Genomic DNA, 13,966 nt, shown 5'->3' with positions numbered 1-13,966 from the left:
CACATTACAAGTTTATTACTTTAACTCCTTGTACGTAGATGTTTACAGAATCTACTGCTAGTCCTACAGTTTGATCTAATGTATATTTCACTTTCGTCTGCACATTATGTGCCACTTCTGAAATTTTCGTACCATAGCTCACAATAATATACATATCAATATGTACTTCATCTTCATCTTTACGAACAATAACACCTCTAGTGAAGTTTTCTTTTCGTAAAATGTCTGTTAATCCATCTTTTAACTGATTTTTTGATGCCATACCTACGATACCGTAGCAATCTACCGCGGCACCTCCAGCAATTGTTGCAATTACATCTGTACTAATATCAATTTGACCGTACTTCGTTTTAATTTCAATTGACATCTCGTTTCCCCCTTCATAAATGGTGAAAGTGAGCTAGACTACTTTAGTTACTATCATATAATCTTTTTAAAGAAAATTCCATCGTTCTTTCTTTTCACTCTCATATTTTATGTTTTAAATTACACTTTTTTATGATGAGCAAAATAGTCCATTGTTATTATACAACATGTACCACTATAATATGTCAAGCAATTTTTATGGATTTCAACTTTTCTTCATTAACATATAGTGTCAAGTAAATTTTCTTGATTTCTTTTTTCTACGGTGTTGCATTCTCTTTTTAGTTGTGTTAAATTATAGTAGTGTTTTTAGCATCGCATAAAAGACTAACATTGAAAAATTACGTATGGTAAGGTATCAAGGGAGGGAAATATAAATGGCTCGTGTTTGTGCTATTACTGGAAGAAAAGCTCGTTCTGGTAACTCTCGTTCTCACGCAATGAACGCTACAAAACGTAAGTGGGGCGCTAACCTTCAAAAAGTTCGCGTACGCATCGACGGAAAAGTTCAACGTGTTTACGTTTCTGCTAGAGCATTAAAATCTGGCAAAATCGAACGTGTTTAATAATAAAAAAAAGAGCCGATAGGCTCTTTTTTTACTATAACAATGGAAAAAGCACCGGTGATAGGTGCTTTTTTTAATCTTTTTTGAAGGTATTTAACATTGCACGAACAATTCCACCAAGAAATTTAGGTAACTTAATTGTATAAAATCTCATGGTTTCCCTCCTAATCCCCATTACTCCACTTGGTCACTATATGATGTAAGGAGCAAAATTGTTTCTTCAATCAGTGCTTCTTATCAACATTAATATGCCAGAAGTAAATGAAAAAGTACCTTTTTCCTTAACGAGTTCGTTACTAATACAAAGTGTTGATCCCCACTCTATTGTTTTATTAGTAAGCGGGTACTTAAAACCAAACAATGTAATCCCTTCCACTATTTCAGTAACTGGTACAAAAGATACATAAGGAAATTTTTTATTTTCTTCAATTATATGTGTACCCACTTTTTTAACTGTTATTTCATTTTTATTGTCCACAATACACATTTCTATCTCTACTTCTAACCCTTTTAAAAGCATCTGTATATTTGCCAAACCGTGATCAAGCCTGCCACCGGTAGCACCAAAAATACGAATTAGTGCCGGCTTCTGTTCTAATGCCCAGTTGATTGCAATTTCTAAATCCGTTTGATCTTTTTCCCGCGGAACAATATGTAATTCGTTCGTTTGCTGTCCCATCCATACTAATTCTTCTTCAGTAACTGAATCGTAATCTCCAAACGCAACAGCCGGGGTAATCCCTTTCTTTAATAGACGGTATACTCCCCTATCAACCGCTGCCCACACTACTTCCTCATTCTCGTATCGAGCAAAATCTGCGCAATATTCCGAAGGTCCTCCTGCCAAAATATGAATAATCATTTTTTCTTCTCCTTCCATTGTAAAAAGGCAATCTGCCATTCGGTAGATTGCCTTTTTACATATTTTTATCCTATCCTATAAATGCCTTACTAGGATAAAAGTTCATCACTACCCACGAATTACGCGAATTGCTTCACCGCGGTCTTTTTGATTGTATACTGCTGACCCAGCTACAAGTACATTTGCTCCTGCTTCCACACAAAGTCTTGCTGTTTCAGCATTTACACCACCATCAACTTCAATTTCCACTTCTAGATTGCGCTCTTTCACCATGTCTGCAACTTGTTTAATTTTCGGTAATACAGAATGGATAAACTTCTGTCCACCAAATCCAGGGTTTACTGTCATAAGTAATACCATATCTATATCTTCTAATACATGCTCAATCACTGAAACTGGCGTATGTGGATTTAATACAACGCCCGCTTTAATACCATGAGATTTAATTAACTGAATTGTACGATGTAGATGCGGACACGCCTCTACGTGAACAGTAATAATATCCGCTCCCGCTTGTGCGAAAGTCGGGATATAGTTATCAGGATTTTCAATCATTAAATGTACATCTAATGGTAATGATGTAATCGGACGGATTGCTTCTACAATTAACGGTCCAATCGTAATATTTGGTACGAAATGTCCATCCATTACGTCAACGTGAATGTAATCCGCTCCGCCCTTTTCTACATCTTTAATCTCTTCCCCTAATTTTGAAAAATCTGCTGATAAAATCGATGGTGCAATTTTAATCATAACTAATACCTCGGCTTTCTCTCTCTAATTTCTTCTACGAATTGTTTATAGTTCTTATAGCGATATTCTGTAATCTTCCCTTCTTCAACCGCAGCTTTCACCGCACATTTCGGTTCAGAAAGATGTGTACACCCTCTAAATTTACAGTATTGGCTCGCTTCTTTCAACTCTGGAAAACAATATGTAAGATCTTCTACTTCTATATCAATGAAATCTAGTGAACTAAAACCCGGTGTATCTGCTACTAGTCCACTCCCAATTGCAATTAATTCTACGTGTCTTGTCGTATGCTTCCCGCGTCCTAAATGGGAAGAAATATCATTTGTTTTCAGCTCTAATTCTGGACGTAGCACATTAAGCATTGAAGATTTCCCAACACCAGATTGGCCCGCAACGACAGAAACACAATTTTCTAAGTATGGTTTTAATATATCAATACTTTCTGACGTATTAATAGAAGTAAATAAAACATCATAACCCATCTCACGATAATCATTCGCATAAGCTTCAACAGTTGCTTTCATCTTTTCATCTACTAAATCCATCTTGCTAATACAAATAATTGGCTTAATGTTATGATATTCAATCAGCACTAAAAATCGATCTAACAGTCCAGGATTAAAATCTGGTTCTACTGCAGAGAACACAAGGATCGCTTGATCGACATTAGCAATAGGAGGTCTAACAAGTTCATTTTTTCGATCAAACACTTCAAGCACATAACCTTCAGTTGGATTATCTGCCTGAAAAACAACTTGGTCTCCTACAAGTGGTGTAATTTTATTTTTTCTAAATACACCTCGCCCACGACATTGCGTAACCCCTTCTTCATGCTGCACGTAATAAAACCCACTTAAAGCTTTTATAATTTTTCCTTCTGGCATAGAATTCTCCTTTTTTGTATAAGGTGATGCTGAATTTAAAAATGAATGGATTTAAATTTTCCAAATAACGATTTCAAAACCTACTATATATACTTTCGCTAATATACATTGAATTTCCCATTAAATGCAAAAAAATATTTACAGCTGCATCACTTTACTAGCTTTTTGAATCATATATTTTTGCCTGCTATACCGTCCACTTTGTAGACAGCATAACAGGCAATAATAATAAGTAGACTTTCACTATTATTGAGTTGGATATGGTACTTCTTTATCAATAATCGTTACTCCATCCCGTACAATTTTATAGTGTCCCTTTGAACCTTCTTGAATTACAAATTCTAAAGAAATAGTCGCTGATTCAGTAATTGTTCTCGTTTCAACCGGTCTATCCATTTTTTGCTGCATGTCTTCTTTATAAATTTCTATTGTTTGCGGCTTTTTTTCACCTGTTACAGCAGGCTCATATGGGATAGAGATATTGTCCACTTTTACCGTTTTAGTCACTTTAGGCTTTTGACCATCAGAGATAATAATAGTTACTTTATCTCCCTCTTTTAATGGTGTACCTGGTTTTGGAAATTGCGAAATTACAAGTCCTTTTTCGACTGTATCTGAATACTCTCGTTTTATATCTGACGTTAGTTTTCTCTCATTCAAATAACCAGTTACACTATTTTCAGTCCACCCCGAAAAGTCACCTGGTCTAATTTGATAAGGCCCTTTACTTACCCAGATTTTCAGTTCTTGCTCCGCTTCTATAACCATTTGATCAGGCGTCGGAATTTGCTCTACAATTTCACCTTTCGGCTTATCATTTTCAATATAATTTACTGTAACTTGTTTATATTTTTCTTCTAACTCAGCTTTTACACTCTCAAAGTTTTGCCCTGTGAAATTCGCCATCTTACTTTTCTTTTTTCCACCTGATTGATAGATAGTAATTTTAGCGTTTTCTTTTACGACTCTTCCTGCTACAGGGTCCGTTTTTATTACATCCCCAACTTCAACATCATCTGTATATACAATATTAGGCTCGGTCACCTCAAAGCCCTTTTCTACTAATGTATTTACAGCTGTCGTGTATTTCATACCAGCCACATCAGGAACTTTCACATCTTTCGGAATAAATAATCCTGGAATAACCGTAAGCGCTAATGTTATTCCTATTGCTAAAAATAAAAATGTTGAAATTAAAACTTTAAGCCACTTGTTACTCCGTTTTTTCTTCTTATCTAACTCAGCTGCTTCTGCTCTTATCGGTTCTTCCACCTTACTCCCTTTTAAAACAATCGTTTCATCACTTACATTTTCAAATAATTGTTCTTGTTGAATAATCGGAATCGCTTTCGTCGCTTCCATATCTTCTGGTATGTAAAACGGTTGCTCATTTATCCTCTCTGGATATAGCGCAGTTTCAATATCTCGCTTCATCGCATTGGCAGATTGATATCGATGGAACGGATCTTTTGCAGTTGCTTTTAATATAATATTTTCAACACTTTGCGGAATATTTTCATTCCATCTTTTTGGTGATGGGATTTCACTTTGTAAATGTTTTAAAGCTATAGCAACAGCAGATTCGCCAGAAAACGGTTGTCTTCCTGTTAACAATTCAAACATAACTATCCCAAGAGAATAGATATCTGATTGTTTATTTGCTATCCCGCCACGTGCCTGTTCTGGTGATAAATAATGGACTGAACCGAGCACTGAATTTGTATGTGTAATTGTTGTTGCACTTGTAGCTGTCGCAATTCCAAAATCTGTTACTTTTATTATTCCATCAGCTCGAATTAAAATATTGTGCGGCTTTATATCACGATGCACAATTTCAAAATGATGGGCGTGTGCCATAGCGGATGTTAACTGCTCCATAATATCAAGAGCTTCTCCTATAGGTAACATCCCTCGCTCAATTATGTATTGCTTCAATGTTTGCCCTGGTACATATTCCATGACAAGATAGTATATACCATCTTCTTCTCCGACATCATACATATTCACAATATTTGGATGCGACAACGTTGTAACAGACTGCGCTTCTCGATGGAAACGTTTAATAAACTCTTCGTTATTTGAGTAGTCGAGTCTTAATATTTTTACCGCTACATCCCGGCCAAGTATATCATCATGAGCTAAATATACATTGGCCATTCCGCCACCACCAATCATTTTCAGCAGCTTATAACGGTCATTTAAGCGTTTTCCAATCAGCACGTTGCACTTCACCTACTTTCGTTTGTCGAACCCGCATAATCAATAAGAACAAGTGTGATATTATCTTCTCCACCGCGATCATTTGCCAATTGAATGAGACACTGCCCTTTACCTTCAAGCTGTTCATTTAACTGTAAAATTTGTCGCATATCATCAATAGAAACTTTGTTTGATAACCCATCAGAGCAAAGAAGTAATTGATCATCTTCCTCAATCACCAACGTTTTAACATCTAACCCAACTTTTTCTTCTGTTCCTAATGCTCTTAATAACACATTCTTTTTCGGATGATACTCTGCGTCTTCCTTCGAAATTTCACCATGTTTCACAAGCTCATTTACAAGTGAATGATCTTCCGTTACTAGCGTCATTTCTCCTTCTGATACCATATAGCAACGACTATCTCCTATATGCCCTATTGTCACAAAGCTTGGTGTACAAACAGCTATTATAAGCGTTGTTCCCATACCATTACATTCTGCATTTTGCTGAGCATATTCATATATACGCTCATTAATAATCCCAACACTAGTATGTAACCATTGTTCTACTTTTTTCGGCTCATTCATATTATGTGTTTGCTTCCAATAATCATGGAATAATTGAATGGCCATCGAGCTAGCTACATCACCAGCTCGATGACCTCCCATTCCATCTGCTACTACCGCTAATACATTTCCATCTAAATTGTGAAAAACTCCTGCACTATCTTCATTATGTTGACGAACTTTTCCTTTATCCGATAGAAATACGGCTTTCATCTCGTCACCTCGTCTCTTCTTTGCGCTCCTTCGCACGCAACTGACCGCAGGCTGCATCAATATCATGACCTTGTTCACGGCGAATCGTTACATTCACTCCACGATCTTTTAACGTTTTCTCGAACAAGAAAATTTGTTCACGTGGCGTACGTACATAATCACGTTCAGGTACGTAGTTTACCGGAATCAAGTTCACATGACATTTTACACCTTTTAAGAGCGCAGCAAGCTCTTCAGCATGCTCTACTTGGTCATTTTCTCCTCCAAATAATCCATATTCAAAAGTAATACGACGCCCTGTTCTATTTACATAGTATTTAATAGCTTCCATTAAATCTGGTAATTTATAAGCACGGTTAATCGGCATTAATTTTGAACGTAATTCTGAGTTTGGAGCATGCAATGAAATCGCAAAATTAATTTGTAGATCTTCTTCAGCAAACTTATAAATTTTCGGGATAATTCCACTCGTCGAAACAGTCATATGTCTCGCACCAATATGAAGTCCTTTTTCATGGTTAATGATGCGTAAGAATCCCATTAAATTATCATAGTTATCAAATGGTTCTCCAATCCCCATAACAACAAGAGAACTTACACGTTCTTCTGTTTCATCAAGCGCACGCTGAACTTCTACTACTTGCGCTACGATTTCTCCAGCTTCTAGGTTTCGCTTTAATCCACCAAGTGTCGAAGCACAGAACGTACACCCAATACGACAACCAACTTGCGTTGTTACACAAATGGAATTTCCATATTCGTGTCGCATTAATACCGTTTCAATAGAATATCCGTCATATAATTGGAATAAGAATTTAATTGTTCCATCCGAAGACGTTTGTTTTACTAACGTTTTTAAAGTAGTAATATCAAAGGAATTCGACAATTTATCACGCAATCCTTTAGAAAGGTTTGACATATCCTCATAATTTTTTACACGTTTTTTATATAACCAATCAAAAATTTGTCCAGCACGGAACTTCGGTTCTCCTTGTTCCTTTAACCAATCTTGCATTTCATGAAGTTGTAAAGAGTAAATTGATGGTTTCTTCATTTCTAAATTTTTCTTTTGTTTTCTTACAGTCGTTTCCATGATGCTACACCTTCTTCCTTAAACAAGCAATATAAAAGCCATCCGTCGCAAAATAATGCGGTAAAATTTGCACTTGACCTTCATCAATATACGGAGTTAATTTTTCTGGCATACGCTCTTTAAGCGTAGTATCCCATTCAAATTCAGGATGTTCTTGTAAAAATTTCTCTATTACTTGTTCATTTTCTATTTTCTCAATTGTGCACGTACTATAAACAAGAAGACCGCCTTGTTTTAATAATGGTGCTATTTTTTCTAGTATTGCAATTTGAATCGTCGATAATCTTTCACTATCGCCTTTATCTTTTCCTAACTTAATATCAGGTTTACGTCTAATTACACCAAATCCAGAACACGGTGCATCTACCAATATTTTATCAAACGTTTCATTTGCAAAGTGCTCTTGCACTTTTCTAGCATCTAGCGCTTTAGTTTCGACATTTTCTAGACCAAGTCGCTCTGCTTGCTGTTTAATTAAACGTACTTTGTGTGCATGTAAATCAAGGGACATGACCTTACCAGTTCCCTTTAATCGTTCCGCGATATGCGTTGTTTTTCCGCCTGGAGCAGCACAACTATCAAGAACTGCATCTCCCGTATTCGGTTCTAAAGCGCGTGCTACAAGCATAGAACTTTCATCTTGAATAGAAAGAAATCCTTTTTTAAACGCTTCTGTATGCGCTACATTTCCTCTTTCAATCTGAATAGCATCATCTGATAAGTCACCACGTTTTGCTTCTATACCTTCACTTGCCAACAACTCAATCGCTTCTTCTACAGTTACCTTATCAACATTCACACGCGCTGTTGGTACAGGGGGTAACATGTTTACTTCGCACATTTTTTCTGCAGTTTCTAAACCGTATTCTGAAGTCCACTCTTGGACAAGCCAAACTGGATGACTTGTTGTAATTGCAAGACGTTCTACTGGATCCTTGATTTCATCTACAGAAGGTACACCTTCTCTCTGAATCGAACGTAATACACCGTTCACCATACCAGCAATTCCTTTATGCCCGCGACGCTTTGCAATCTCAACCGCTTCATGAATAGCCGCTCTTTCTGGCACTCGGTCTAAATAAATCATTTGATATAAAGATAAGCGAAGCAATACTCTTACCCACGCCTCAACCTTCTTTTTTAAAAAAGGCTGTAAATAATAATCTAATGTGTCACGACGTTGAATCGTTCCATATACAATTTCAGTTAATAAACCAATATCTTTTCTATCAATTGCACTTTTTTCAATTAGATTATTTAAAAGTAAGTTGCTATATGCACCACTTTTTTCCACTTGAATTAAACCATCAAGAGCTAATTCACGAACATTTTGTCTCATGCATTTTCTCCTAACTTCGTTCCAATTTCAGGTTTTGTTCCACGTAAAAATTGTGAACAACTCATACGCTTTTTACCAGATGGTTGCAATTCAGTAATTTTAACACCTGTTTCATTACTCGTTGCTACAACAAAACCATCTTCTTCGATTGCAACAATCGTACCTGCTTCAGCCGGTTCAGTTATAGGCACTTTTTCTCCCCACCATACTTTAACAACTTGTCCTGCTAAAGTTGTATAAGCAACTGGCCATGGATTCAATCCGCGAATGTGATTGTATACTTCTTCACCTGTTTTTGTCCAATCAATTTTCTCTTGCTCACGTTTTATATTGTACGCAAACGTTACTTCTTCTTCGTTTTGTTTAATCGGTTCTAACTTACCTTGGATTAATAAAGGTACTGTTTTAGATAGAAGGTGTGCTCCTGCTTCACTTAATTTATCAAATAATGAGCCTGTCGTTTCACGCTCTTCAATTTCAACTTCCACTTGCGTTAAGATATCACCAGCATCCAATTTTTCTACCATATACATAATTGTAATACCTGTTTTTTCTTTACCTTCCATAATTGCATAATGAATTGGTGCACCACCACGAAGTTCAGGAAGTAAAGAAGCGTGAACATTAATACATCCATACTTCGGTGCTTCTAAAATTTCATTTGGTACAATCTGCCCAAATGCAGCTGTTACAATTAAATCTGGCTCTAATGCCAATACTTTTTCATATTCATCTTTTTCACGAATTTTTAACGGCTGTAACACAGGGATACCATGTTTTTCCGCTTCAACTTTAACAGGTGTAGGTGTTAATACTTTTTTTCTACCTACTGGACGATCAGGTTGCGTCACAACACCTACTACCTCATAGCCATCTTCAATAAGACGACGAAGCACCGGCACTGAAAAGTCCGGTGTTCCCATAAACACTACTTTTATCATTTAAAAACCGCTCCTTTTAACACCTATTCTAGTTCGTTTTCTTCATAATATCTTGTCACTTTCGATGTAAATAAAACACCGTGTAAATGATCAATTTCATGTTGAATTGCACGCGCTAAAAATCCTTCCGCTTCTAATAAGAATACTTTCCCACGGCGATTTTGCGCTCTTACTTTAATATAATCGGCACGTTCTACTTCACCATAAAGTCCCGGGAAGCTTAAACAGCCTTCGGGACCTACTTGTTCACCACGTTTTTCTAATATTGATGGATTGATTAACTCGATTTTCCCAGTATCATCATCGACATCAACAACCGCTACTTGCAAGCTTACACCTACTTGAGGCGCAGCTAAACCGACTCCGTCCGCAATTAACATTGTTTCATGCATATCTTTCAACAATTTCACTAACTTTTTATCAAAGTTAATTACTCTTTCGCATGGTGTTTCTAACACTTCATTTGGATGCTTTATTATTTCTAAAACTGCCATATTTCCCTCCGCTACATTAACATTGTTGGATTAAAATCAATTGAGATTTGTAGCTCTTTTTGCATTTCTGCTTGATAATGTTCATTTACCATTTTGAGCACGTTCTTTAAGTTTGGTTCCCGTTTGTATTTTATCATGCATTGATAACGATATCTATCTTTTATCCTTGGAATCGCTGAAGCAACTGGTCCTAGCACCATTGTTTGCTGTGAGCAATGCGTTCGTAAATACCAGGCAATTTTTTCCGTCACTTGTACCGCTTTTAATAATTCTGGATGAGATACAGTTACGAGTACAACATAGTAATATGGGGGATATTGTCTTGTTCGTCTCATTTGCATTTCTTGGTCAAAAAACACATCATATTGTTGGTTCTTCGCTAACTCTATGCTGTAATGTTCTGGCGTATACGTTTGAATCACAACTTCCCCTGGCAATTCATGTCTACCCGCTCGTCCACTTACTTGCGTCAATAACTGATATGTCTTTTCACTTGCCCGAAAATCAGGTAAGTGAAGCATCGTATCTGCAGTTAAAACCCCAACGAGCGTTACTTTCGGAAAATCTAATCCTTTAGCAATCATTTGTGTTCCAAGTAATATATCTGCTTTTTCTTCCCCAAACGCCTTTAATAATTTTTCATGCATTCCTTTTCGACTTGTCGTATCTACATCCATTCGAATGACTCGCGCCTCTGGAAATAGTTTTGTAATTTCTTCTTCTACCTTTTGTGTACCTGTACCAAAGAAACGAATGTATGTACTTTGACAAGCTGGACACTCAGTTGGCATATTCTCTTCGTAACTACAATAATGACATTTTAAACGATGATTCATTTTATGATATGTCAATGAAATATCACAATGCGGACATTGTACAACATACCCACAATCACGGCACATAACAAATGTAGAATGACCTCTTCTATTTAAAAAGAGTACCATTTGTTCTTTCTTTTCTAATCGATCTGCTATTTTTTCATGCAGCGCCTTAGAAAACATTGATCGATTCCCGTCACGAAGTTCTTCTCGCATGTCAACAATCTCTACCGTTGGTAAAGCTTGTTCATTCATACGTTTTTCCATTGTTAGTAGTTTATAAACACCTTTTTTCGCCCTTGCAAACGATTCAAGTGTTGGCGTCGCACTACCAAGAACGATAGGACATTTATGATATTGTCCTCTCCAGACAGCTACATCTCTTGCATGATACCTCGGATTATCTTCTTGTTTGTAACTTGATTCATGCTCTTCATCAATAATAATAATCCCTAAATTCTCAAAAGGCGCAAAAACAGCTGAACGCGCACCAACTACAACTTTCACTTCTTTTCTTAAAATCTTACGCCACTCGTCATACTTTTCTCCAACAGACAACGCACTATGAAGAACTGCAACTTGCGAGCCAAACCTACCTTTAAAACGATCCACCATTTGGGGCGTTAGTGCAATTTCAGGGACAAGAACGATAGCTTCTTTTCCTTTCTTGAGCACTGCTGCTATAGATTGTAAATATACTTCTGTCTTTCCACTTCCTGTAACACCATATAGTAAAAATGGATTATAAGTTTCATTTGTAATTGATGATAAAATCGGTGTAATAACTTGTTTTTGTTCCTCCGTAAGTGGAAATGGTTTTGTTTGTTCAAAATCATCATCGTCATACGGATTTCGGTATACTTCCACATACTTTTCTGAAATGAATCCCTTTTTAACAAGTGCTTTTATTGGAGCATCTGTTATTTGTAACTCTTCTGTAATTACTTTCAACGGTGCACTTTTATAATTTTCCACAAAATAATAAAGTACATCTTGTTGTTTTTTACTTTTCAGTTCAAATGCCGCTAATTCCAATTTATCTTCTGGCAACTCCGGCTGAACCACTCTTTGCTTCTTCTTTTGTACTTTATCTTTCACTTGATAAACGACTTCAACCGTACCATTTTTAATTTCTTGTTGAATAGTTCGGTATAAATGTGGCTGTTGCTCGATTACTTCAAAATCAATTGCTTCTTTATCCTGAAATAAATATAGTATTTCTGGTGCTATTTCTTCCTGTTTACAAAGTTGTAGACGTTTTTTATACGTTGCTTTTATCGCAGTTGGAAGCATCACTTGAAAAGCTGAAATCATGTAGCATAACGTTTCACTTGTAAGCCAATATCCAAGCTTTAATAATTCATCATTTAAAACTGGTGTTACATCTAATATTTCATGGATTGTCTTTAACTTCTTACTTTCTACATCCACCGAATCTTTAATCCCAATAATAAAACCTTGCAATTTTCTTGGCCCAAACGGAACTACTACACGCATTCCTGTCTGTACAATATCTTCCCATTTTTTAGGGATAATGTAATCAAATGGTCGATCTGTCTGACGGGCAGGTACATCAACAATTACACTTGCAAATTTCATAAACGATCATCTTCTAACATCATTTCAATTTGCTTCAATATTTCACGAGCTACCTCTTTTTTCATTAAAAGTGGCAACTCAATAACTTTTCCATCTTTTCTATACATTGTTACAATATTCGTATCCGTGCCAAATCCAGCTCCTTGTGCTTTTACATCATTCGCGACAATCATATCTGCATTTTTCTCACGTAGTTTTTTCGTTGCATATTCCTCTACATTTGTCGTTTCAGCAGCAAAACCGATAAGTAACTGTTTATCCTTTTTCTGACCTAACGTTTTTAAAATATCCACCGTTCTTTCAAGTTCAATGACAGCATCACCATTTTGCTTTTTCATTTTATTCTCATGCACATATTTCGGACGATAATCTGCAACTGCTGCTGTTTTAATGACAACGTCTACGTTTTGATAATGTTGAAGAACTGCTTCTAACATATCTTGTGCAGATTCCACTTGTACTGTCGTTACATGTAACGGTGGATTTAATGCTGTCGGTCCTGAAACGAGTATAACATCAGCGCCTAAATTTGCTGCCACTTCCGCAATCGCATACCCCATTTTTCCAGAAGAAAAATTCGTCATAAAACGAACTGGATCAACCTTTTCACGTGTTGGGCCAGCAGTTATTAATATTCTTTTTCCCTGCAATGGTTTGTGTTCTGAGAAAGCTTCCTCTAACCGTGCAATAATTGCTTCTGGTTCTTCTAGTCGTCCCTTCGCTACATATCCACATGCTAAAAAGCCTTCCCCAGGCTCAATAAATGTATATCCTAGCGTTTTCAATGTCATCATATTTTTTTGAACTATTTTATTTTCATACATATGCACATTCATAGCAGGCGCAATCCATACCGGAGCTGTAGTAGCTAACAAAGTAGTTGTAATCATATCATCTGCAATACCACCAGCTAACTTTCCAATACAATTGGCAGTAGCAGGTGCGACAAGTACAACATCCGCCCAATCTGCTAAATCAATATGAGCAATAACAGCTGAGTCTTTCTCATCAAATGTATCCGTATATACATCATGGCGAGAAAGCGCTTGGAATGTAAGAGGCGTAACAAACTTCATTGCCGACTCACTCATCATTACTTTTACAATCGCGCCAGATTGTGTCAATTTACTCGTTAACGCAGCTGCTTTAAAAACCGCAATGCCTCCTGTTACACATAGAAGTATCTTTTTCCCTTTTAGCATATGACTCGTCCTCTTTCTTTTTCAAACTTATAATACTGAAATAGAATTCTCAGCTCGTCAGTACCGAT

General features: G+C 36.5%; 14 protein-coding genes. 1 reads left to right on the top strand and 13 read right to left on the bottom strand.

The window, feature by feature from the left end:
• Positions 1-4: 4 nt before the first annotated feature.
• The gene (locus tag ACTFRU_RS16955) at positions 5-367 is read right to left on the bottom strand and encodes an Asp23/Gls24 family envelope stress response protein (protein ID WP_000021109.1); all 363 of its coding nucleotides are present in this window, start codon (positions 365-367) and stop codon (positions 5-7) included.
• Positions 368-743: 376 nt separating this feature from the next.
• Here ACTFRU_RS16955 and rpmB point away from each other — a divergent pair, with 376 nt between their 5' ends.
• A complete protein-coding gene (rpmB, locus tag ACTFRU_RS16950) occupies positions 744-932 on the top strand; it encodes a 50S ribosomal protein L28 (protein WP_000124776.1) in 189 nt (62 codons plus the stop codon).
• Between the two features lie 73 nt (positions 933-1,005).
• Here the strand turns inward: rpmB and spoVM are convergent, their stop codons facing one another.
• The 12 genes from spoVM to coaBC form a co-directional block, all read right to left on the bottom strand.
• Positions 1,006-1,086, bottom strand: a complete 81-nt coding sequence (gene spoVM, locus ACTFRU_RS16945) for a stage V sporulation protein SpoVM (RefSeq protein WP_001213599.1) — start codon at positions 1,084-1,086, stop codon at positions 1,006-1,008.
• Between the two features lie 66 nt (positions 1,087-1,152).
• Entirely contained in the window at positions 1,153-1,833 is a 681-nt protein-coding gene (locus tag ACTFRU_RS16940) for a thiamine diphosphokinase (RefSeq protein ID WP_140159354.1), read from the bottom strand.
• A 69-nt stretch (positions 1,834-1,902) separates the two neighbouring features.
• On the bottom strand, positions 1,903-2,547 hold the full coding sequence (gene rpe, locus ACTFRU_RS16935) for a ribulose-phosphate 3-epimerase (protein ID WP_000589974.1): 645 nt from the start codon (positions 2,545-2,547) through the stop codon (positions 1,903-1,905).
• A gap of 2 nt (positions 2,548-2,549) precedes the next feature.
• Positions 2,550-3,431 (bottom strand): ribosome small subunit-dependent GTPase A, encoded by an 882-nt coding sequence (gene rsgA / locus ACTFRU_RS16930; protein ID WP_001113932.1) that lies wholly within the window; start codon positions 3,429-3,431, stop codon positions 2,550-2,552.
• A gap of 246 nt (positions 3,432-3,677) precedes the next feature.
• The gene (gene pknB, locus ACTFRU_RS16925; RefSeq protein ID WP_000904748.1) at positions 3,678-5,651 is read right to left on the bottom strand and encodes a Stk1 family PASTA domain-containing Ser/Thr kinase; all 1,974 of its coding nucleotides are present in this window, start codon (positions 5,649-5,651) and stop codon (positions 3,678-3,680) included.
• An 8-nt stretch (positions 5,652-5,659) separates the two neighbouring features.
• Positions 5,660-6,412: a Stp1/IreP family PP2C-type Ser/Thr phosphatase gene (locus tag ACTFRU_RS16920; RefSeq protein ID WP_000648703.1), complete on the bottom strand. Its 753-nt coding sequence runs from the start codon at positions 6,410-6,412 to the stop codon at positions 5,660-5,662.
• A gap of 4 nt (positions 6,413-6,416) precedes the next feature.
• Entirely contained in the window at positions 6,417-7,505 is a 1,089-nt protein-coding gene (rlmN, locus tag ACTFRU_RS16915) for a 23S rRNA (adenine(2503)-C(2))-methyltransferase RlmN (RefSeq protein WP_006928333.1), read from the bottom strand.
• 4 nt (positions 7,506-7,509) lie between these two features.
• Entirely contained in the window at positions 7,510-8,844 is a 1,335-nt protein-coding gene (gene rsmB, locus ACTFRU_RS16910) for a 16S rRNA (cytosine(967)-C(5))-methyltransferase RsmB (protein WP_440037718.1), read from the bottom strand.
• Positions 8,841-9,785, bottom strand: coding sequence for a methionyl-tRNA formyltransferase (gene fmt, locus ACTFRU_RS16905; RefSeq protein WP_000598804.1), 945 nt, complete (start codon positions 9,783-9,785; stop codon positions 8,841-8,843). The genes rsmB and fmt overlap by 4 nt, the downstream gene beginning before the upstream one ends.
• A 23-nt stretch (positions 9,786-9,808) precedes the next feature.
• Complete coding sequence (gene def / locus ACTFRU_RS16900) at positions 9,809-10,279, bottom strand: peptide deformylase (RefSeq protein WP_000279455.1); 471 nt, start codon at positions 10,277-10,279, stop codon at positions 9,809-9,811.
• Between the two features lie 11 nt (positions 10,280-10,290).
• Positions 10,291-12,696, bottom strand: a complete 2,406-nt coding sequence (priA, locus tag ACTFRU_RS16895) for a primosomal protein N' (RefSeq protein WP_440037717.1) — start codon at positions 12,694-12,696, stop codon at positions 10,291-10,293.
• Positions 12,693-13,898 carry a bifunctional phosphopantothenoylcysteine decarboxylase/phosphopantothenate--cysteine ligase CoaBC gene (gene coaBC / locus ACTFRU_RS16890; RefSeq protein WP_000911750.1) on the bottom strand — a complete coding sequence of 402 codons (1,206 nt, stop codon included), beginning with the start codon at positions 13,896-13,898 and terminating at the stop codon, positions 12,693-12,695. The genes priA and coaBC overlap by 4 nt, the downstream gene beginning before the upstream one ends.
• Between the last annotated feature and the right edge of the window lie 68 nt (positions 13,899-13,966).

This window comes from Bacillus cereus group sp. MYBK220-1, assembly GCF_051916445.1.
In the GTDB taxonomy this organism is placed as follows: Bacteria; Bacillota; Bacilli; order Bacillales; family Bacillaceae_G; genus Bacillus_A; species Bacillus_A cereus.
Note: the sequence above shows the minus strand (reverse complement) of the source record. Positions and strands in the feature narration are given on the sequence as shown.